The organism is Streptomyces sp. G45, from assembly GCF_049542095.1.
Taxonomy (GTDB): domain Bacteria; phylum Actinomycetota; class Actinomycetes; order Streptomycetales; family Streptomycetaceae; genus Streptomyces.
In genome coordinates this window covers 2153090-2173891 of sequence record NZ_JBMUZU010000001.1, presented here as the reverse complement: position 1 = coordinate 2173891, position 20802 = coordinate 2153090, and the positions used below count along the sequence as shown (strand labels likewise).

Here is a 20802-nt window from a genome sequence, read left to right as displayed (position 1 = left end):
CATGCCCGTTCCCACCGCGTGGCGGCGGCAACTCGTGCGGGACTTCGCCGCCTCCTGGGCCTCCGACTGGACCACCGACGCCGACGACGGGCCCGGCGCTGACGGCGGGCCCGGGGCCGAGGGCGGGCCCGGAGCCGACGGCGAGCCGCTCCTCGCGCGGGCGCGGCGGGTCATGGCGCGCGACGGCTGGAACGGCCTGTGCGTACCGGTCGGCCAGGGCGGCATGGGCCTCGGCTGGTACGAGGCCGGGCTCCTCGCCGCGGAGCTGGGCCGGGCGCTCCAGCCCGGCGACGCGCTGGACACCGTGCTCGCCGCGCCCTGGTTCGCCGCCGCGCTACCCGAATCCCTGAAGCCGCTGCTGGAAGGCGAGTTGACGGCCGGGGTCCCCCTGCCGCCCCGGCCCGCCGGGCGCGGCGTCGCCCGCTTCACCGGGGCGCCACCCGACCTCGTACTCCAGCCGGGACCGTCCGGCGGGGTGCGCGCCCTGCCCACCGAGGCGCTGTGGGTGACCGCGCGCACCACCCCCGGCGGCCGGGTCGCCGAGGTGCGGCTGCGCGAGGACCTGACCGGCGGGCCCTGGCTGCCCGCGGGGCCGCTGTGGGCCGCGGCGGCGCTGCTGCACAGCGCCCACCTCCTCGGCCTCGGCGCCAGGGCCGTCCGCTCGGCCGTGGAACGGGCCGGGCAGCGGCGGCAGTTCGGGAAGCTCATCGGCGGCCACCAGGCCGTCGGGTTCCCGCTCGCCGCGCAGCGCGCCCGGCTCGAAGGGCTGCGGCTCGCGCTGCACGCCGAGCTGCTGCGGCTCGACGAGACCGCCGACCGCGGGCGGCCCGGCGGGGAGGCCCAGGACGCGGCCGAGGCCCTGCAGGAGGCCGTCCGGCCGCTGGTGGGGGAGTGCGTCGCCCACGCCCTGCACGTCTGCGGCGCCTCCGGCCTCGCCGGCCGGGCCCCCTCGGCCCGGTGCTACCAGCGGTTCCTGGTGGAGGAGGCGCGCGGCGGCCCCGCGCGCCCCGGGGCGCCCGCGCGGGCGGAGCGGCCTTCCGCCGAGCCGCGTTCCGCCGAGCGGCCTTCCGCCGAGCGGCCTTCCGCCGAGCCGCGGTCCCTGTGGGCGCCCGGACCCGCCCCGGCCGCGGCCGCCGCGCTCCAGCGCCGGAGGGTGCCCGCCGCGGTCAACGACACGGCGGCCACCTACCCGCGGGCCGCGTGCCTGCACCACCTCTTCGAACGGGCCGCCGAGCGCCACCCGTCCCGCACGGCCCTGCGCTCGGGGACCGCCGTCCTGACGTACGAGGAACTGGAGGCCCGGGCCAACCGGCTGGCGCACCTGCTGCGCGAGCGGACGGCGGCCGGGCGCGACGACGGGGGCGCGGGCTTCGGCGCGGGCACCCCGGTCGCGCTCTTCATGGACCGCGGTCCCGACGCGATCGCCGCCACCCTCGCCGTGCTCAAGGCCTCCGGCGCCTGTCTGCTCCTGGACCCGGAGCACCCGCCCGAGCGCACGGCGTTCGCGCTGCGGGACAGCGGAGCGGTCGCCGTGCTGACCCACCGGTCGCTGCGCGGGCGGCTGCCCGAGGTCCGCGTGCCCGTGCTGCCCGTCGACGCGTGCCCCCTGGACGGACGACCGGCCGACCGGGTGCCGCCCCGGGCGGGGCCCCGCGACGTCGCCTACCTCGTCTACACCTCCGGGTCCACCGGCACGCCCAAGGGCGTCGAGGTCGAGCACCGCAACCTCGTCAACCGGATGCACTGGGACGCGAGCGCGTTCCCGCTGGGGCCCCGCGACGTGGTGCTCCAGCAGACCGCGCTCGGCTTCGACGCCTCCGTGTGGGAGGTCTTCGCGCCGCTGATGTCGGGCGCGACGCTCGCGCTCGCCCCGCCACGGGCCGCCGCCGACCCGCACGAACTCCTCAAGACGATGGTGCGCACGGGCGTCACCGCCCTCACCTGCGTGCCCGCCGTACTCGACCTGCTCCTGGACGAGAAGGCGCCGCGCCTGGCCGACGTACGGGGCCTGCGGCACATCTTCTGCGGCGGCGAGACGCTTCCGCCGGGCCTGGTGGCGCGTCTGCACCGCTCGGGCACGCACGCCGTCCTGCACAACCTCTACGGGCCGACCGAGTGCGCCATCGACGTCACCCACTGGCGCTGCGGCCCCCGGGACGCCCGCGCGGCCGTGCCCATCGGCAGGCCCCTCGGCAACGTCCGCGTCCACGTCCTCGACGAGGCGGGCGCCCCCGTGCCCGTCGGCTACCCGGGCGAGCTGTACGTCGCGGGCGCCGGGGTGGCGCGCGGCTACCGGAACCGGCCCGCCCTGACCGCCGAGCGCTTCGTGGCCGACCCGTTCGCGGACGAGCCGGGGGCGCGCATGTACCGGACGGGCGACCTGGTGCGGCTGCGCCCCGACGGCGCCCTCGACTTCCTCGGCCGCCAGGACGGCCAGGTCAAGGTGCGCGGTCACCGCGTCGAGCTGGGCGAGATCCGCGACGCCCTGGAGCGCCAGCCCCAGGTGCGCAGGGCGGTGGTCCGGGCGGCCTCGGGGCGCGTCGACGCGTATGTCGTCCCGGCCGCCGCCGAGGCGCCCGACGCGGATCAGCTGCGCCGGCGGCTGCGGCGGACGCTGCCGCCGTACATGGTGCCCTCGCGCATCGCCTTCCTGCCCGCCATCCCGCTGACCCCCCACGGCAAGGTCGACTACGCCGCGCTGCCCGAACCGCCGGGTAAGCCACGTGGCGGCGCCACCGCCAAGGGAGAACTCTCCGCCCTGGAGGCCGAGTTGGCGCGGCTGGCGGCCCGGGTGCTGGGAGTGGGCAGCGTCGGGCCCGCCGAGGACTTCTTCGCCGCCGGGGGCAGCTCGCTGCACGCGGCGCGCTATGTCACACGGGTGCGGGACGAGCTGGGGGTGCGGGTCGACCTGGAGACGTTCCTCGCGGCGCCCACGGTCACGGGCCTGGCCCGGGCGCTGACCGACGCGCACGGGGGAGGCGACGGCGGCGAGGACCGCCACGGCGGCGGCGTTCACGGCGGTGACGGCCCCGGCGGTCCTCCGGAGCGGGGGCGCCGTGCCTGACGCGCCCGCCCGCCGCGTCCGCCTGGTGTGCCTGCCGCACGCGGGCGGCAGCGCCGGGACCTACCGCGCGTGGACGGCGGCCCTGGCGCCGGACGTCGACGTCGTCCCCGTCGAACTCGCGGGCCGCGACAGCCGGGTGCGGGAGCCGCCGCCGACGGACATGGACGCGGTCGTCGCCGACCTGACGGGCCTCCTCGCGGCGCTCGACGAGGGCCCCGCCCCGGCCCCGTACGCCCTGTTCGGGCACAGCCTCGGCGCGATCGTCGCCTACGAGACCGCGCGGGAGACGCAGCGCCTGGGCCGCGCGCCGGTGCTGGTCATCGCGTCCGGCAGCGAGCCGCCCCACCGCGTGGCCGAGGCCTCCCGGGACCGGCACCTGCTGCCCGACGACGCGTTCCTGAGGGAGGTGCTGCGCCTTGGCGGCACGTCCGCGGACGTGCTGCGCGAACCCGAGCTGCTGCGCGTCGTGCTGCCCCGGCTGCGCGCCGACTACCGCGTCGCCGAGACCTACGCGCACCGGCCGGGCCCGCCCCTCACCTGCCCCCTCGCCGTGTACGCGGGCGAGGCCGACCCCACCGTACGGCACGAACTCCTCGCGGACTGGGGGCAGATGACGGCCGCTGGCGGGCGGCCGGTCGTGTCGCGGCGCTTTCCGGGCGGCCACTTCTACCTGGACGACGCGCGGGCCGAGGTCCTCGTGGCGCTCGCCAAGGACCTGGCCGCCGCGCTCCGCGCCTGAACGACCCCACCGAGGAGGCACCGTTGAGCCCGTCCGCACGCCCCCACCCCCTGGCGCCGCTCACCGCCGACGAGATGCGCCGCGCGGTGGCGATCCTCAAGGAACGCCCGGACGTCACCGCGGACATCCGGTTCGTGATGATCGCGCTGCGCGAACCCGACAAGCGGCTGCTGCGCGCGCACGGCGCCGCCGCCGACGGCGGGGACCGCCTTCCGCCCCGCGAGCACCCTCCGCCCCGCGAGGCCTTCATGGTGCTGCGCGACCGCGAGCGGCGCCGCACCTACGAGGCCGTCGTCTCCCTCACCGCGGGAGAGGTGACGCGCTGGGAGCACGTCGAGGGCGCGCAGACCGCCATCACCGACGAGGAGTTCACCCGCTGCGGCGACGCCGTGCGCGCGGACCCGCGCTGGCGGCGGGCGATGGCCGAGCGCGGGGTGCGCGACCACTCGCTGGCGATGGTCGACGCCTGGCCGTACGACCCGGCGGCGGCCCCGGACACCGCCCCCGACCCGCTCCCGGCCGAAGCCCGCCGCCTCGCCTGCGCCCTGACCTTCGTCCGCGCCCACCCTCACGACAACGGCTACGCCCGCCCCGTGGAGAACCTGGTGGCCCTCGTCGACCTCGACTCCCTCCAGGTGCTCGACGTCACCGACCGCGGGGCGGTGCCGCTGCCGCCGCTGTCCGGGAACCACGACCCGGACGCGGCGGCCGGAGCGCCCGGCAACTGGCCCGCCGAGGTGCGCCCGCGCACGGATCTGCGGCCCATCGAGATCACCCAGCCGGACGGGCCGGGCTTCGAGGTCGACGGGTACGCCGTGCGCTGGCAGAAGTGGCACTTCCGGATCGGCTTCAGCGTCCGCGAGGGCCTGGTGCTGCACCAGGTCGGCTACGAGGACCAGGGGCGGATCCGCCCGGTGCTGCACCGGGCCGCGCTGGCCGAGATCTACACCCCGTACGGCGACGCCGGGTTCACCCACCGCTGCAAGAAGGCCTTCGACGAGGGCGAGTACGGGGCCGGGTTCATCGTGAACTCCCTGGAGCCGGGCTGCGACTGCCTGGGCGAGATCCGCTACTTCGACATGACGGCGCACGACCAGGACGGCGAGCCGTCCGCCCTGCGCAACGCCGTCTGCCTGCACGAGGAGGACGTCGGCGTCGCCTGGAAGCACACCGACTTCCGCACCGGACGCGTGGTGACGCGGCGTCAGCGCCGCCTGGTCGTCTCGTCGTTCGCCGTCCTCGGCAACTACCAGTACGGCTACTTCTGGTACCTCTACCTCGACGGCACCCTCCGCTTCGAGGTGAAGCTCACCGGCATGATCTCCACCGGCGCCTTCACCGGCGAGCGGCCGCCGGTGTCCGGAGCCGTCGTCGCCCCCGGGCTCTACGGCCCCCACCACCAGCACTTCTTCAGCATGCGGCTCGACATGGCCGTCGACGGTGACCGCAACTCGGTGTACGAGGTGGACTCGGTGCCGCTGCCGACCGGCCGGGACAATCCGCTCGGCACCGCCTGGCGGACCGAGGCGACGCTGTTGGCCTCGGAGAAGGAGGCCCAGCAGCGCAGGGCGCACGCCGCCACGGGCCGGTTCTGGACCGTGGTGAACCCGCGGGTGCGCAACGGGCTGGGGGAGCCGGTCGGCTACCGGCTCGTGCCGGAGTCCGGCCTGCTGCCCCTGCAGTCGGCGGACACCGGGCAGTGGCACCGGGCCCGGTTCGTCTACGGACATCTGTGGGTCACGGCGTACGACCGGCGCCAGTGGTACGCGGCGGGCGACTACCCGTACCAGAGCCCCGGCGGAGCGGGCCTGCCCGCGTACGTGAGCGGGGACCGGCCGCTGGACGAGGCCGACGTGGTGCTGTGGCACACCTTCGGCGAGCACCATGTCGTGCGCCCCGAGGACTGGCCCGCGATGCCCGTGGTGACCTGCGGCTTCTCGCTGCGGCCGCACGGGTTCTTCGACGGTAACCCCGCACTCGACCTGCCCGCCCCGGCCGCCCACTGCCGCGCGGGCACCGGGGAGGCGACGCCATGAGCACGGACGTGACCGACCGCTACCCCACCCGGCTGCCCCGCCGGGAGGCGAGCCGCCCGCGCACCGACCCCGTGGTGTGGGGCTCGGCCGACGGCGGGCCGCTCACCGCCCGCGACCTCGCGGCGTACGACCGGAACGGCTTCCACGTGTGGCCGGACCTGCTGACGCCCGCGGAGGTCGCCGACCTCACCGGGGAGATCGCCGCCCTGGCCGCCGTGCCGCGCCCGCCGGACGACCACCGGATCGTCTTCGAGGAGGCCTCCGGACAGGTGCGTTCGGTCTTCGAGGTGCACCGGCTCAGCGAGGCCTTCGACCGCCTGGTGCGCGACCCCCGGCTGCTCGGCCTGGCCCGCCAGATCCTCGCCTCGGACGTCTACGTCCACCAGAGCCGCGTCAACTACAAGCCGGGGTTCGGGGGCGGCCCCTTCCCCTGGCACTCCGACTTCGAGACCTGGCACGCCGAGGACGGCATGCCCGCGCCCCGCGCCCTGAGCGTGTCCGTCGCGCTGGCCGAGAACCTGCCCTACAACGGCAGCCTCATGATCATCCCGGGCTCGCACCACACCTTCGTGCCCTGCGTCGGCGAGACCCCGCCCGACCACTACCTCAACTCCCTGCGCACGCACGGCTTCACCGTGGGCATGCCGGACGACGAGGCGGTGGCCGAGCTGGCGCGGAACGCGGGCATCGAGCAGTTCACCGGCCCCGCGGGCGGCGCCGTCGTCTTCGACTCCAACTGCGTGCACGGCTCGAACGGCAACATCACCCCGTACCCCCGCTCCAATGTCTTCGTCGTCTACAACAGCGTCCACAACGCCCTGACCGCCCCGTTCGCGGCCCCCGCCCCCCGCCCGGCGTTCCTCGCGTCCAGAGACTTCACGCCCCTGTGAGGTCCGGCCGAGGCGGGAGGCAGCGGGCGGCGGCCCCCTAGGTGCGGGAAGGGGCGGGCACGGGGGCCGTAGGCAGGTCCGTGCCGTCCGTGCCCTCCTGCCGCTCCAGCTCCGGCAGCCACCGGAGCCACCGCGGCACGTACCAGTTCCGCTCCCCGAGCAGCGCCATCACGGCGGGCAGCAGCACGCCCCGGATGACGGTCGCGTCGATGAGCACGGCCGCCGCGAGCCCCACGCCCATCTGCTTCATGGACTGCATGGACAGCGTCCCGAAGATGGCGAACACGGCGACCATGATGACGGCGGCGCTGGTGACCACCCCGGCGGTGGTGACGACGCCGTGCGTGATGGCCTCCCGCGTGGGCCGCCCCTGAAGCCGCGCCTCCCGGATCCGGGACACCACGAACACGTGGTAGTCCATGGACAGGCCGAAGAGGATCACGAAGAGGAACAGCGGCAGCCACGCCACGATCGCGCCCACGCCCTCCGCGCCGACCAGCGAGGCGCCCCAGCCGTGCTGGAAGACCATGACGAGGACCCCGTAGGCGGCGCCCACCGACAGCAGGTTCAGCAGGATCGACGTGGCGGCGATGGCCAGGGAGCGGAAGGACAGCAGCATCAGCAGGAACGCGAAGGCGATGACGAAGCCGAAGACGGGCGGCGCGGACGAGCGCAGCTGGTCGTTGAAGTCCTTGGACGCGGCGACCTGACCGGTCACGGGCGCCTCGACGCCGTCGACCCGGCCGAGCGTCGCGGGCCGCACGGTGTCCCGGATCAGGTCCAGGCTCTTCTCGGCCCTGCCCTGGTCGGAGCCGCCGACGAGCGGTACGGCGAGCACGGCCACGTTCCGCTGGCGGTGCACGGTCAGCTCCACCGGGCCCTTGGTGGCGCCCGAACCGACCGCCCGCTCGCGGAAGCCGGCGATGGCGCGGGTGACGGCGGGCGCGTCGATGTCGTCGGCCCTGACGACGACCTCGGCGGGTTCGGCCCCGCCGGGGAACGCCTCGTTGACGCGCTCGTACGTCGCGACGATCGGCAGGGAGTCGCCGAACTCCTGGTCCAGGGTGAGGTTCTGGGTCTTCATGCCGAGCGCGGGCACCGCGATCGCGGCGAGCGCGCCCGCCGCGACGACCGTGGCGAGCAGCGGGCGGCGCAGCACACCGCCGACGACCGCGCCCCACAGCCTGCTCTCGCCCGCGCCGCGCCGCCCGCGCCGCCGCGCCCCGCGGCGCGGGAACGGCAGCCGCCCCTTCTCGACGCGCTCGCCGAGCAGCGAGAGCAGCGCGGGCAGCACCGTCACCGAGCCGACCATGGCCACCGCGACGACCATCAGGGACGCCAGGCCCATCGCCTCGAAGTCGGTGATGCCGGTGAAGAGCATGCCCGCCATGGCGACGCACACGGTGATGCCGGAGACCACCACGGCCCGGCCGCTGGTGGCCGCGGCGACGCGCAGCGCCGTGTGCGGATCGCGGCCCTTGGCCCGCTCCTCGCGTTCGCGCCGCAGGTAGAACAGGCAGTAGTCGACGCCGACGGCGAGGCCCACCAGGAGCATCACGGAGTTCGCCACGTCACTCATCGGCTGGACGTGGCTGACGAGCGCCATCAGGCCCATCGTCGCGACGATCGCGGACAGCGCGAGCAGCACGGGCAGCAGCGCCGCCACGAGCGCGCCGAACGCGATCAGCAGGATGCCGAACGCCACCGGCACGGCCGAGTACTCGGCCTGCTGGAAGTCGCTGCCGAAGGCGTCGTCGAAGGTCTTCTCCATGCTGGCGCCGCCGATCTCCTCGACCCGCAGGCCCGCGCCCTCGTGCCGGTCGGCGACCTTCTCGACGGCCTTCTGGACCGGCTCGATCCGGTCGCTCGCGGTCTCCGGGTCGCCGCGCAGGTCGAACTGGACGAGCGCGCTGCGGCCGTCCTTGGAGACGGTCCCCGAGGTGTAGGGGGAGGTGACGGCGGTGACCTCGCCGGTGCCCTCGACCGCCTTCGTCACGTCGGCGACGGCGGCCCGGAAGCGCGCGTCGGTGGCGCGCGGCCCGCCGTCGCCCGCGGCCTGCACCAGCACCGTCTCGCCCGCCGGTTCCTCGACGCCCGCGTCGTCGAGGATGCGCTGCGCCTGGCTGATCTCGCCCTTCAGGTCCTCGTCGGAGGCGTCGACGCGGCCCACCGCCGAGCCGACGCCCATGGCGAGGACGACGAACAGGACCCAGACGCCGACGGCGGCCCACCGGTGCCGTGCGCTCCAGATCCCGGCGCGGGCGGCGAAGCCCCGTACCCGTGTGCCCGATGTATCCGCGTTCCCCATGACGGGACAGCCCCCTGTGTGTGGTGCGGTGGCCCCGTGCCGCCGCCCTCCGTTCGAAGCTAGGGCGGCGGGCTCCGCCTCTCGTCGTGCTGGCCGGTGAGCCCTCGGGGCCCGGCCTCCTCCCTCTGGCTGAATCAAGCCCCTTACACCTATGGGGTCTTGGGCCGGACCGTCTCAGGGCCGGGTGCCGCGCCGTGGCGATGGCTGACGGGGGCGGGCACGGCCGTGCCCGATGTGTCGAGCGAGGTCCCATTTGTTATTACAGAACCTTGTTGAACAAGTCACAGCCGCACAAAGGTATTGATCTGACGCGTCCATTCAGACAAGGTTTCGTCCCAACGCCCGGGGATCTTCAGTTCTTGCGGAACGACGGTTCCCGCGAAGCGACGACTCTCACGGGGCGACGGCCCCGACGGAGCGGCCCGGGCGCAAGCAGCGCGGCTTGAGAACCCCCACACATCCCCCCACAACACCCCACGAGGAGACCCCTCTTCATGGCAGCTCACAAGCGTGCTCGCACGATGAAGCTCACCGCGGCCATAGCCACCGCCGCCACCGCGGTCGGCGTGACCGTCTTCGCCGGGACGTTCGCCGGGGCCTCGACCCCCGCCGAGGGCAAGGTCTACGGCGCCGACGCCAAGGGCGCCGTCGCCGGAAGCTACATCGTGCTGCTCGACGACAAGGCCAGCAAGGACGCCAAGGCCGACCTGGCCGAGGAGTACGGCGGCGACCTCAGCCGCGACTACTCCTCCGCCGTCAACGGCTTCTCCGCCAAGGGCCTGACCGAGACCGAGGCCAAGCGCCTGGCCGCCGACCCGGCCGTCGGCAAGGTCGTCCAGAACAAGAAGTTCTCCATCAAGGCCACCCAGGACAACCCGCCGTCCTGGGGCCTGGACCGCGTCGACCAGGCCGACACCGCGGGCGACCAGAAGTACACGTACCCCGACAAGGCCGGTGAGGGCGCCACCGCCTACGTCATTGACACCGGCGTGCGCGTCAGCCACAAGGACTTCGGCGGCCGCGCGGTCTCCGGCTTCGACGCCGTGGACAACGACGACAACGCCGACGACGGCAACGGCCACGGCACGCACGTCGCGGGCACCATCGCCGGTGCGGCGCACGGCGTCGCCAAGAAGGCCAAGATCGTCGCGGTGCGCGTCCTGGACGACCAGGGTTCCGGCACCACCGAGCAGGTCGTCGCGGGCATCGACTGGGTCACCAAGAACCACCAGGGCCCCTCCGTCGCCAACATGAGCCTCGGCGGCGGCGCCGACGAGGCCCTCGACGAGGCCGTCCGCAAGTCCATCGCCTCCGGCGTCACCTACGCCGTGGCCGCGGGCAACGAGTCCACCGACGCGAGCCAGAGCTCCCCGGCCCGCGTCAAGGAGGCCATCACCGTCGCCTCCTCCACCAAGGACGACCAGCAGTCGGACTTCTCCAACTACGGCTCCGCCGTGGACATCTACGCCCCGGGCTCGGACATCACCTCCGCCTGGAACACCGGTGACGACGCCACCAAGACGATCTCCGGTACGTCCATGGCGACCCCGCACGTCGTCGGCGCCGCGGCCCTGTACGTCGCCGCGCACCCGGACGCCACGCCCGCGGACGTCGCCAAGGCCCTCACCGACGGCGCGACCCCCGACAAGATCTCCAACCCGAGCGAGGGCACGCCCAACAAGCTCCTGAAGGTCGTCGAGTAGCCGAGACGACCCTCAGGCGACGCGGGCGGCCGTCGTGCCCACCCCCACGGGGCACGGCGGCCGCCTTATCGTGGGCGCATGGCGACGAAGATCTACGCGGCGCTGCTGCGCGGCGTCAACGTGGGCGGCAGCCGGAAGGTGCCCATGGCACGGCTGCGCACCCTCCTCGAAGAGCTGGGCCTGGGCGGCGTACGGACGTATCTCCAGAGCGGGAACGCCGTGTTCAGCGCCGACCGCGGCGACGAGGAGAGCCTCGCGGCCGAGGTGGGCGCGGCCCTGGAGAAGGAGTTCGGCTTCCCCGTGGACCTGCTGGTGCGCGACGGCGCCTACCTGCGGGCGGTGGCCGAGGCGTGCCCGTTCCCCGCGGCCGACCTCGAAGGCAGGCAGCTGCACGTCACGTACTTCTCCGCGCCCGTCGACCCGGACCGGTTCGCCGGTCTCGACCGGGCCGCGTTCCTGCCGGAGGAGTTCCGGCTCGGCGACCGCGCCCTGTACCTGTACGCCCCCGACGGACTCGGCCGCTCCCGGCTCGGCGAGGCCCTGAGCCGCCCCGCGCTCACCAAGGGCCTCATCGCCACCAGCCGCAACTGGAACACCGTCGCCAAGCTCGTGGACTGGACCGATGTCTGAGCGCACGCCCGCCGTCGAGGCGGCCATCGAGAACGAGCTGCGCCTCCTCGACCCGGAGGTCCGGGCGTCGCCCGAGCTGTTCGGCAGGCTGCTGCACCCCGAGTTCACCGAGTTCGGCGCGTCCGGCGCCCGCTGGGACCGCGCCTCCGTCGTCCGCGTGCTCACCGCGCGCCCCGAGCCCGGCGCCCGCCCCGTCACGACCTCCCGCATGCGGGGCGTGCAGCTCGCCGACGACGTCGTCCACCTGACCTTCGACACCGAGAGCAACGGCCGCCTGGTGCACCGCAGTTCGCTGTGGCGGCGCACCGACGACGGCTGGCTGCTCTGGTTCCACCAGGGCACGCCGTTCACGCCGCCCGAGGAAGGGTGACGACGCGGTCGCCGCGGAAGGTCGTGTGCGAGACGATCTCGGCGGGGACCGCGAGCCGCGGGTCGGCGAGCAGCGCCCGCACCGCGTCGGGCCGCCCCGCGCCCGGGGCGAGCCCGGCGGCGGAGGTGGCGGCGGCCACGGCGTCGAGCAGCGCCAGGTCGCCGTCCGTGACGTCGGCGTCGTCCTTCTCCATCACGCCCCAGCCGTCCCACGGCAGGGCCTCGACACCGCCGAGCGCCGCCAGGTCCGCCACCACGTCCGCCCGCACCAGCCGCATCCCCCTGATCTCGGGCAGCCCGCTCACCGCGAACGTGTCGGGGTCGGCGCGCCCGGCCCGGCACGCCCGCCAGGCGTCACCGGCCACCACGAACGCGTCGCGCGGCACGTCCAGCGGGTCGAAGGGGATGTGCCCGTAGAACTCGCCGGTGACCTGCGGGTCCACCAGGACCCAGCCGCGCTCGCCCGCCCAGTACTCGGTCACCCAGTGGTTGTCGTTCAGGCCCGGCACGAAGTACGTCCCGTAGCCGCACCGCAGCCGGGCCGGGGTGCCGGTCTCGCGCAGCAGCGCGCACAGCAGCAGCGCGAAGTCCCGGCAGGTCGCCACGAACCGCGCCCCGGGCTCCCGCGGCTCGGTGAGCGGCGTCGCGCCCCGCTCGGCCAGGATCCTGAGGATCTCCGTCACGTACCGGGACTCGGCGTCCTCGTGCATCCGCTCGTCCGGCACCGCGTAGCCGAACGAGCCGCCCTCGCCGCGGTGCAGCAGCGCCCCGCGCACCAGCGGGACGAGCGCGGCCGGTTCGCGGGGGAGCGGCGCGGGGCCGCGGAGCACGTCGAGCAGGGGCCCCGGGGCGCTGTACGGGCTGTGGGTCACGTAGTCGCTGTCCATGCGCGGCACCTTCGGCCCTGCCCCAGGGGCAAGGTCCAGACGCCGGAGGGATCTTGACGCCCCGCCGCGCCCGTGTGCGAGGCTCACCGGCATGCGCTACCTCATCATCGGAGCGGGCGCCGTCGGCGGCAGCGTCGGCGGGCGCCTCGCGGAGGCCGGTCACGACGTGGTGCTCGTCGCGCGCGGAGCGCACCACGCCGCGCTGCGGGAGCACGGCCTGCGGCTCACCACCCCCGACGGCACCCGCGTCCACCGCGTGCCCGCGGTCCGGGGCCCGGCCGAACTCGGCCCGCTGCGGCCGGACGACGTGCTGTTCCTCGCCGTGAAGATCCAGGACGCCGAGGCGGCCCTGGCCGTCTGGGGCCCGCACCCCGTCGCGGGCGGCACCACGGCCGCGGAGGCGCTGCCGCTGGTGTGCGCGCAGAACGGCGTCGAGGGCGAGCGCCTGGCGCTGCGCCGCTTCGCCCGCGTCTACGGCTGCTGTGTGTGGCTGCCCTCCACGTACGTCGAGCCGGGCGCCGTCTCCGCCGCGGGTGCCCCCTACACGGGCATGCTGCACCTGGGCCGCTACCCGGCGGGCACCGACGACACGGTGCGCGGGATCGCCGCCGACCTGGCGGGCGCCAAGCTGCTCGCGCCGGTCACCGCGAACGTGCTGCGCTGGAAGTACGGCAAGCTCCTCGGCAACCTCGGCAACGCCGTCGAGGCCCTGACCGGGCCGCTGCGCGACGACGCGGCGCTCGACCTGTGCGCGCGGGCGCGGGCCGAGGGCCGGGCTGTGTTCGCCGCCGCGGGCATCGAGGCCGTCGGCGAGCGCGAGCAGCGCGAGACCCGCGGCGACCTGGTCACCCTGGAGCCCCTCGACGGCGTCGAGCGCGGCGGCGGCTCCTCCTGGCAGAGCCTCATCCGCGGCACCGGCACCATCGAGGCCGACCACCTCAACGGCGAGATCGTCCTCCTCGGACGGCTGCACGGCGTCCCCACCCCGGTGAACGCCCTGCTGCAACGGCTCGCGAACACCTTCGCCCAGGAGCGCAGGGCGGCGGGCTCGATGCCGGTGGCCGAGCTGGCCAGGCTGGTCAAGGAGGCGTAGGCGGCGGCCACGGCCCCGGGCCTTGGCGGCTGAACCCCCGGCTGCCCCCCGAGGACCGGCGGAACCCGGCCCGGCGATTGGCCCACAGAAGCGGAGCGGAATTGCACCAAGGCCCTGTGCCACCGCTGGCTAACGTTTCCGCCATGACCACCCCGACCGACACCCCCTCCCCGGCGACCGGCCCCACCCGCGTCGACTTCTACTTCGACCCCGCCTGCCCCTTCGCGTGGATCACCTCGCGCTGGCTCCTGGAGGTCGAACGCCACCGCGACCTCGACCTGCGCTTCCACGTGATGAGCCTCTACCTGCACAACATCGGCAACGAACTGCCCGACTGGTACCGGGAACTCGTCGACAAGTCGCTCGGCGTGGTCCGCGTCGTGGCCGCCGCGGCACAGCACCACGGCGAGCAGGTCCAGCGCGACCTGTACACGGCCCTCGGCACCCGCGTCCACGAGGAGAAGAACACCGACTTCCGCGCCGTCGTCCTCGAAGCCCTGGCCGAGACGGGACTCCCGGCCGACCTGGAGCAGGCCGCGTACTACACGGCGTACGACGAGGCGCTGCGCCGCAGCCACGACGCGGGCCGGGAGCCGGAGTCCGGCCAGTACGTGGGCACGCCCACGCTCCACCTCGACGGCACCGCCTGGTTCGGGCCGGTGCTGCGGGCCATTCCGCGCGGCGCGGAGGCGGCGCGGCTGTTCGACAGCTTCCGGGTGCTGGCGGGCCACCCCGACCTGTTCGAGCTGAAGCGGACCCGCACGGGCGGGCTCGACTTCAGCTGAGCGGCCGGGCCGCCGCCCGCCAGGTGAACTGGAGGGTCCGGCCGCCGCCGTCCTCGCGGACCTCGCGGGCCTGCGTGTAGCCGAGGCGCTTGAGGACGTTCACCGACGGCGCGTTCTGGGCGTCGACGGTGGCGTGCACCTCGGTCAGGCCGAGCGTCCGGTGCCCGTACTCGGTCAGCAGCCGGGCCAGCTCCGTGCCGAGGCCGAGGCCCCAGCTGTCCCGCGACAGGCCGTAGACGATCTCGTGGCCGTCCAGCCAGGGCTCCGGCGACGGCTTGATCTCGGCGTGCCCCGCGTACCGCCCCTCGTGGCGCACCGCCCACACCGGGAAGCGCCGCTCCGCGTACACGATGCTGAACAGCCGCCCGAACAGCGCCCGGTCCTCCTCGGCGCTGCGCATCCCGTCACCGAACCAGCGGCCCACGGCCTCGTCCTGGAACAGCGAGACGAAGTCCGCCTCGTCCGCGGCGACGTACGGCGTCAGCAGCAGCCGGTCCGACCGCAGCTCGGGGGCGGGCGGCGGGCCCTCGGGACCGGGGCGGCTCGGCTCGGACGTCACTCGCGTGACGCTAGACGCGCCCCACGAACCCCCGCAAGCGGATTCAGGCCGAAGATCCCCCGCCAGGTCCTCGACACCCCGTCCACCAGCAGCGGGCACCTCTCCCGCGCTACCGCGCCGCCCGCGTACGGAATGGGGCCGGTGGCGGGCGGGCGCCATCCGCCGTGACCGGCGGGCCGCGTCGCCCCGTTCAGACGACAGGCCCTTCCGTCCGGGGCGGGCCTCCGCTCGCGGGCGGCGGGGGGCTCGGCAGAGTGGGGCTGACCGCCCGGGTGCGGCGCCGGGAGCCAGCGGCGGGAGGCTCCGTCCCGCGAGTACGGCGGCACGGTGCCCGTAACGGGCGGGTGGGCGAGGTCCGCCGCGAAGCGGCGGTAGGGGTCGAACCGCGAAGCGGCAGGTTGCCCGCGGTCGGGGCCGGGCCTCCGTCAGCCCGCGGCGGGAAGTTCCGTCGTGCCTGGCCGCCGTCCGGGTACGGAATGCTGCCCGTGACGGGCGGTCGGGTGGGCGAGGTCCGCCGAGAACCGGCGGCAGGCGTCGAACCGCTCAAGCACCACCCGAGCGACGAGATCGGAGTCCCCCAGCACACCCCCCACCACATCGGCCCCCGCCGCACCCCGGGCCACCCGGTCGGGAAGGAGCCCCGGAGCGAGGAAGTAGGGGGCGACGGCCACCCGCCGCACCCCGGGCACACCCCGCAGCGAGCGGACGGCCCCCTCCGTGGGGGGCAGGCCCGCGGAGGCGAACGCAGGCCGCACGGCGCACCAACCGGTACGCCGCCACTCCCGCGCGATGTCAGCGATCACTGCGATCGCCTCCGGGTCGGTGGAGCCCGCCGACGCGAGGACCACGCCGGTCGAGCCCTTGTCGGCGGGGTCGAGCCCCGCCTCGTACAGCCGCTGCTCCAGCGCGGTGAGCAGCAGCGGCGCGGGGCCCAGCACGCCCGCCTGCCGCACCCTCAGGCCCGGCGGCGCCGCACGCAGCGCCGCCGGGATGTCCGCCTTCGCGTGGAAGGCGCGGGTCAGCAGCAGCGGCAGGGCCACCACGTCCCGGGCGCCGTCGGCCGCCAGTGACTCCAACGCCTCCGGTACGGAGGGCGCGTCGAAGTCGAGGAAGCCGGTCTCGACCCGGGTGCCCGGGCGCAGGGCGCGCACACGGCGCACCAGGGCCCGCACGGTCGCCGCGTGCCGGGGGTCGCGGCTGCCGTGGGCGATGACCAGCAGGGCCGGGGGCGCGGGACGGGTGGGATGACGCATGGTGCTCACTTCACCAGCAGACCGCGGCTGCGCAGCACCCACCGCTCCAGCGGACTGAAGATCAGCAGGTCGATGGCGATGCCGACGATCAGGATCAGCAGGATGGCGAGGAAGACCTGCGGCATGCTGCTGTTGGTGCGGCCCGCCTCCAGGAGCTGCCCGAGGCCCATGCCGAGGTCGGGGACTGGGCGATGATCTCGGCGGCCATCAGGGACCGCCAGGAGAACGCCCAGCCCTGCTTCAGCCCCGCCAGATAGCCGGGCAGGGCCGCGGGCATGACGATGTGCCAGGTCCCGCGCAGCCCCGTCGCGCCCAGCGTGCGGCCCGCGCGCAGGAACAGCGGCGGCACCTGGTCCACGCCCGCGACCAGGCCGTTGGCGATGGACGGCACGGCGCCGAGCAGGATCACCGCGTACATCATCTTGTCGTTGAGCCCCAGCCAGATCACCGCGGGCGGCACCCACGCCACCGACGGCAGCGACTGGAGGCCGGACAGGATCGGGCCGATCGCCGCGCGCACGAACTTCACGCGCGCCACGACCAGGCCGAGCGGCGTGCCGATGGCGAGCGCCATCAGGAAGCCGAACATGCCGCGGGACACGGACGTCCAGATGTAGTCGAGCAGGGTGCCCTGGCGCCAGGAGGCCTCGACCTCCTGCCACACGGCGTCCGGCGCGGGCAACTTGTAGCTGTCCGTCACCTCGGCCCACACCAGGACCTGCCAGACGACCAGGACCAGGACGACCGCGGTCACCGGCGGCAGGACCTTCTGCACCAGCGTCTCGCGCAGCGAGGCGCGCCGCGCGGGCGCGGTCTCCAGCGCGTCGAGCCCCGCCTCCAGGCCCGCCAGGTCGTTGCCGTCCCGGCCGGAGTCCTTCCCCAGGGCGGTGGTGGACGTGTCAGTGCTGCCCATGTCGGCGGATCTCCCCCCGCAGTTCCTCGGTGATCTCGACGGACAGCTCCGCCACCGCGGTGTCCTCGATGCGGCGCGGCTGCTCGATGTCGACGGTCCACTCGCGGGCCACCCGGCCCGGCCGGGACGACAGCAGCACCACGCGCTGGGCGAGCCGGACCGCCTCGCGCACGTTGTGCGTGACGAACAGGACCGAGACGGACGTCTCGCGCCAGATGCGGGTCAGCTCGTCGTGCAGGACGTCCCGCGTGATGGCGTCGAGTGCCGCGAACGGCTCGTCCATCAGGAGCAGCTTGCTGTCCTGGGCGAGCGCGCGGGCGAGCGCGACGCGCTGGCGCATGCCGCCGGACAGCTCGTGCACCCGCTTGCCGTGGGCGCCGGTGAGCCGGACCAGCGTCAGCAACTCCTCGGCGCGCTCCCGGCGTTCGGCCTTCGGCACGCCGCGCAGCTTCAGCGCAAGCTCGATGTTCCTGCCCGCGGTCAGCCACGGGAACAGGGCGTGCTCCTGGAACATCAGCGCCGGACGCCCGTCGGTCCTGATCGTGCCCGCGGTGGGCTCGTCGAGGCCCGCCACGAGGTTCAGCAGCGTCGACTTGCCGCAGCCCGAAGCGCCCAGGAGGGTGACGAACTCCCCCTGAGCGACGTCGAGTGTGATGTCATCGAGGACGAGCTGTCCTCCGGCCGGTGTGGCGAAGGACTTCGATACGTGTTCGATGCGCGCGGCGCGGTCGAGCGTGCCCACCCCGCCCTTGTCGGCCTCGGCGAACGTCGTGGCCATGGTCGTCACCTCCTGGGATCCCCGAACTGGCTTTCCGTGTCGCCTACTTGACGCCAAGTCCGGCGTCGTCGGCCGCGGGTTCGCCCGCCGCCTTGAGGACCTTGTTGAGCGGCCTGAGGTCGTAGATGCCCTTCAGGTCCGGCTCCTCCAGGAGGCCCGCCTTCACCGCGTGCTTGGCCTCGGTGTCGAGGGTGGCCGCCAGCGGGTCGTTGGTGAACGCGATCGACTTCCACGCCGGGTCGATGATCTTGGCGGGCAGCGCCTTGCCGGAGTGCTGCTTCAGCTTGGCGTTGGCCGCCGCCTTGGCCTTCTCGGGGTTGTCCTTGATGAACTGGTTGGTCTTCACCGCGCCCCGCAGCACGGCCTCGACGACCTTCGGGTGCTCCTTGAGGAAGTCCTGGCGCACGATGATGTTGGTGATCACGAACTTCTTGCCGGGCCACAGGTCGGCCTCGTCCAGCAGCACCTTGGCACCCTCGGAGACCAGCTTGGACGCGGTGGGCTCGGGCACCCAGGCGCCGTCGATCGAGCCCGACTTGTACGCGTCCGGAGTGATCTTGTTGTCGGTGCGGACGACGGAGACGTCGCCCTTGCCGCTCTGCGCGTCGACCTTCCAGCCCTTCTCGGCGATCCAGTTGAGGAAGGCCACGTCCTGGGTGTTGCCGAGCTGCGGCGTCGCGATCTTCTTGCCCTTGACGTCGTCCAGGGACTTGATCTTCTTGGGGTTCACCACGAGCTTCACGCCGCCGGACGCGGAGCCGCCGATGATCCGCAGGTTCTTGCCCTGGGACTTGGTGTAGCCGTTGATGGCCGGGGACGGGCCGATCCAACTGATGTCGATGGACTTCGAGTTGAGCGCCTCGATCGCCGAGGGCCCCGCGTTGAACTCGGCGTACGTGGCCTTCGTCGCCCCCAGCTCCTTCTGGAACAGGCCCTCCTGGTCGCCGACGAGCGCCGTGCCGTGGGTCAGGTTCGGGAAGTAGCCGATCTTGACCGTGTCCAGGCCCTCGATCTTCTCGGCGTCCGCGGCGATCTTCGCCTTGCCGCCGTCGTCGTCGTCGGAGTCCGAGCCGTACCCGCAGGCGGAGAGGGTGAGCGCGAACAGCGGGAGCACCGCGAGCGCGGTCAGGCGGGTGCGTGGGGAGCGGCGGGGAGCGGTCGTTCGGGGAGCGCGGTGTGCAGGCACGGGAGGTGTTCCTCTCGTTGGCCCGGCGGTCGCACGGTCAGGGTGCGGCCGGGTGGATGTCGGCGGATCTTCGTCTGCGTGCGAAGGGACGGCGGGGGGTGAGGGCGCGCAAGCGGTGCGCGTACGTCTTCACACACATCGCGTCACGCCGCCGGAACCCGCGCCGAGGGCGCCGCTGCCGACGCGGCCGCCCTCCTTCGCGAAGGTCGAGAAGACGTTCGCGAAGGTCGACGGGGCGTCCGCGAAGGCCGCGGGGACATCGGGGGAGCGCATCGCTAGAAGTCCCACCCCTCGTCGTCGGCCGCCGCGGGCGGCTCGGCCCTGGCGAAGGCCTCGCCCGCCATGCCCGCGGTGAGCGTGGTGCCGTCGGCGGGGTCGACGAGCAGGAACGACCCGGTGCGCCGCGAGTCGGCGTACGCGTCGAGGGCGAGCGGCTCGGCGGTGCGCAGCAGCACCCGGCCGATGTCGTTCGCGGCCAGCCGCCCCGGGTTCGGGTGCTGCGACAGGTCGTCCAGGGTGAGCCGCGACGGGATCTGCTTCACGATCGCCTTCACCGTGCGGGTGGTGTGCTTCAGCAGCACCCGCTGGCCGACGGTGAGCGGCTCGTCGGTGAGGTGGCAGACGGTGGCGGCGATGTCCTGGGTGGTCGACGGCGTATCAGTGCTCGGGACGATCATGTCACCCCGTGAGACGTCCAGGTCGTCCTCCAGGAGCACGGTCACCGACTGCGGCGTCCACGCCACGTCGACCGGCTCGCCCAGCAGGTCGATGCCCGCGATCCGCGAGGTGCGGCCCGACGGAAGGACCGTCACCTCCTCGCCGACGCGGAAGGCACCCGCCGCGATCTGCCCCGCGTAGCCCCGGTAGTCCGGGTGCTCGGCGGTCCGCGGCCGGATCACCACCTGCACCGGAAGCCGGGCGTGGCAGCTCGCCAGGTCGTGGCTGACCGGCACGGTCTCCAGGTGCTCCAGGACCGTCGGACCGCCGTACCAGTCCATGTGCCCCGAAGGCTCCACCACGTTGTCACCGGCGAGCGCCGAGATCGGGATCGCGGTGACCTCCGGCACGCCCAGCTCGGTGGCGTACGCCGTGAACTCCTCGGCGATCGCGGCGAACACCGGCTCCGCGTACGCCACCAGGTCCATCTTGTTGACGGCGAGCACCACGTGCGGCACCCGCAGCAGCGCGGCGATCGCGGCGTGCCGCCGGGTCTGCTCGACGACGCCGTTGCGCGCGTCCACCAGGATCACCGTCAGCTCGGCGGTGGAGGCACCCGTCACCATGTTGCGGGTGTACTGCACGTGCCCCGGCGTGTCGGCCAGGATGAACCGGCGGCGCGCGGTGGCGAAGTAGCGGTACGCCACGTCGATGGTGATGCCCTGCTCCCGCTCGGCCCGCAGCCCGTCGGTGAGCAGCGCCAGGTCCGGCGCGTCCTGGCCGCGGCTGCGGGAGGCGTGCGCCACCGCCTCCAACTGGTCGGCGAGCACCGACTTGGAGTCGTGCAGAAGCCGCCCCACCAGCGTGGACTTGCCGTCGTCGACCGATCCGGCGGTGGCGAACCGCAGCAGCGTGGTGGCCGAGAGCTCCTCGGTCGTGATCGTGCTCATGG

17 protein-coding genes and 1 pseudogene are annotated in these 20802 nt (G+C 74.2%); 9 read left to right on the top strand and 9 right to left on the bottom strand.

Features of this window, described 5'->3' with window-relative positions:
• Position 1: 1 nt before the first annotated feature.
• Genes ACOBQU_RS08705 through thpD form a run of 4 tightly spaced genes read left to right on the top strand, consistent with a single transcriptional unit; the run spans position 2 to position 6729 of the window.
• Complete coding sequence (locus ACOBQU_RS08705) at positions 2-3064, top strand: amino acid adenylation domain-containing protein (RefSeq protein WP_423625520.1); 3063 nt, start codon at positions 2-4, stop codon at positions 3062-3064.
• On the top strand, positions 3057-3803 hold the full coding sequence (locus ACOBQU_RS08700) for a thioesterase II family protein (RefSeq protein WP_423625518.1): 747 nt from the start codon (positions 3057-3059) through the stop codon (positions 3801-3803). The genes ACOBQU_RS08705 and ACOBQU_RS08700 overlap by 8 nt, the downstream gene beginning before the upstream one ends.
• Before the next feature lie 23 nt (positions 3804-3826).
• Positions 3827-5839 (top strand): primary-amine oxidase, encoded by a 2013-nt coding sequence (locus ACOBQU_RS08695; RefSeq protein WP_423625516.1) that lies wholly within the window; start codon positions 3827-3829, stop codon positions 5837-5839.
• Entirely contained in the window at positions 5836-6729 is an 894-nt protein-coding gene (gene thpD, locus ACOBQU_RS08690) for an ectoine hydroxylase (protein ID WP_423625514.1), read from the top strand. Before ACOBQU_RS08695 ends, thpD begins: the two co-directional genes overlap by 4 nt.
• A gap of 37 nt (positions 6730-6766) precedes the next feature.
• Here thpD and ACOBQU_RS08685 read toward each other — a convergent pair whose 3' ends face one another.
• Complete coding sequence (locus ACOBQU_RS08685) at positions 6767-9037, bottom strand: MMPL family transporter (RefSeq protein ID WP_423625512.1); 2271 nt, start codon at positions 9035-9037, stop codon at positions 6767-6769.
• 494 nt (positions 9038-9531) lie between these two features.
• On the opposite strand from ACOBQU_RS08685, the gene ACOBQU_RS08680 reads away from it, so the two are divergent.
• From ACOBQU_RS08680 to ACOBQU_RS08670, 3 genes are all read left to right on the top strand, one after another.
• Entirely contained in the window at positions 9532-10740 is a 1209-nt protein-coding gene (locus ACOBQU_RS08680) for a S8 family serine peptidase (RefSeq protein ID WP_423625511.1), read from the top strand.
• A gap of 78 nt (positions 10741-10818) precedes the next feature.
• Positions 10819-11370 carry a DUF1697 domain-containing protein gene (locus ACOBQU_RS08675; RefSeq protein ID WP_423625509.1) on the top strand — a complete coding sequence of 184 codons (552 nt, stop codon included), beginning with the start codon at positions 10819-10821 and terminating at the stop codon, positions 11368-11370.
• A complete protein-coding gene (locus tag ACOBQU_RS08670; protein ID WP_423625507.1) occupies positions 11363-11740 on the top strand; it encodes a DUF4440 domain-containing protein in 378 nt (125 codons plus the stop codon). Before ACOBQU_RS08675 ends, ACOBQU_RS08670 begins: the two co-directional genes overlap by 8 nt.
• Here ACOBQU_RS08670 and ACOBQU_RS08665 read toward each other — a convergent pair.
• A complete protein-coding gene (locus ACOBQU_RS08665) occupies positions 11718-12626 on the bottom strand; it encodes a transglutaminase-like domain-containing protein (RefSeq protein ID WP_423625505.1) in 909 nt (302 codons plus the stop codon). The genes ACOBQU_RS08670 and ACOBQU_RS08665 overlap by 23 nt on opposite strands.
• 91 nt (positions 12627-12717) lie before the next feature.
• On the opposite strand from ACOBQU_RS08665, the gene ACOBQU_RS08660 reads away from it, so the two are divergent.
• Complete coding sequence (locus ACOBQU_RS08660) at positions 12718-13719, top strand: ketopantoate reductase family protein (RefSeq protein ID WP_423625503.1); 1002 nt, start codon at positions 12718-12720, stop codon at positions 13717-13719.
• Between the two features lie 143 nt (positions 13720-13862).
• A complete protein-coding gene (locus ACOBQU_RS08655; RefSeq protein ID WP_423625501.1) occupies positions 13863-14504 on the top strand; it encodes a DsbA family protein in 642 nt (213 codons plus the stop codon).
• Here ACOBQU_RS08655 and ACOBQU_RS08650 read toward each other — a convergent pair.
• From ACOBQU_RS08650 to ACOBQU_RS08620, 7 genes and pseudogenes are all read right to left on the bottom strand, one after another.
• On the bottom strand, positions 14497-15063 hold the full coding sequence (locus ACOBQU_RS08650; protein ID WP_423625500.1) for a GNAT family N-acetyltransferase: 567 nt from the start codon (positions 15061-15063) through the stop codon (positions 14497-14499). The genes ACOBQU_RS08655 and ACOBQU_RS08650 overlap by 8 nt on opposite strands.
• Positions 15064-15488: 425 nt before the next feature.
• Positions 15489-16316: a sirohydrochlorin chelatase gene (locus ACOBQU_RS08645; protein ID WP_423625499.1), complete on the bottom strand. Its 828-nt coding sequence runs from the start codon at positions 16314-16316 to the stop codon at positions 15489-15491.
• Between the two features lie 5 nt (positions 16317-16321).
• A pseudogene (locus ACOBQU_RS08640) lies at positions 16322-17229 on the bottom strand (ABC transporter permease).
• A complete protein-coding gene (locus ACOBQU_RS08635; RefSeq protein ID WP_423625497.1) occupies positions 17216-18007 on the bottom strand; it encodes an ABC transporter ATP-binding protein in 792 nt (263 codons plus the stop codon). Before ACOBQU_RS08635 ends, ACOBQU_RS08640 begins: the two are co-directional and overlap by 14 nt.
• A 43-nt stretch (positions 18008-18050) precedes the next feature.
• Positions 18051-19193 carry an aliphatic sulfonate ABC transporter substrate-binding protein gene (locus ACOBQU_RS08630; protein ID WP_423625495.1) on the bottom strand — a complete coding sequence of 381 codons (1143 nt, stop codon included), beginning with the start codon at positions 19191-19193 and terminating at the stop codon, positions 18051-18053.
• Between the two features lie 129 nt (positions 19194-19322).
• The gene (locus ACOBQU_RS08625) at positions 19323-19466 is read right to left on the bottom strand and encodes a hypothetical protein (protein ID WP_423625493.1); all 144 of its coding nucleotides are present in this window, start codon (positions 19464-19466) and stop codon (positions 19323-19325) included.
• A gap of 2 nt (positions 19467-19468) precedes the next feature.
• The gene (locus tag ACOBQU_RS08620) at positions 19469-20800 is read right to left on the bottom strand and encodes a sulfate adenylyltransferase subunit 1 (RefSeq protein ID WP_423625491.1); all 1332 of its coding nucleotides are present in this window, start codon (positions 20798-20800) and stop codon (positions 19469-19471) included.
• Positions 20801-20802 lie beyond the last annotated feature (2 nt).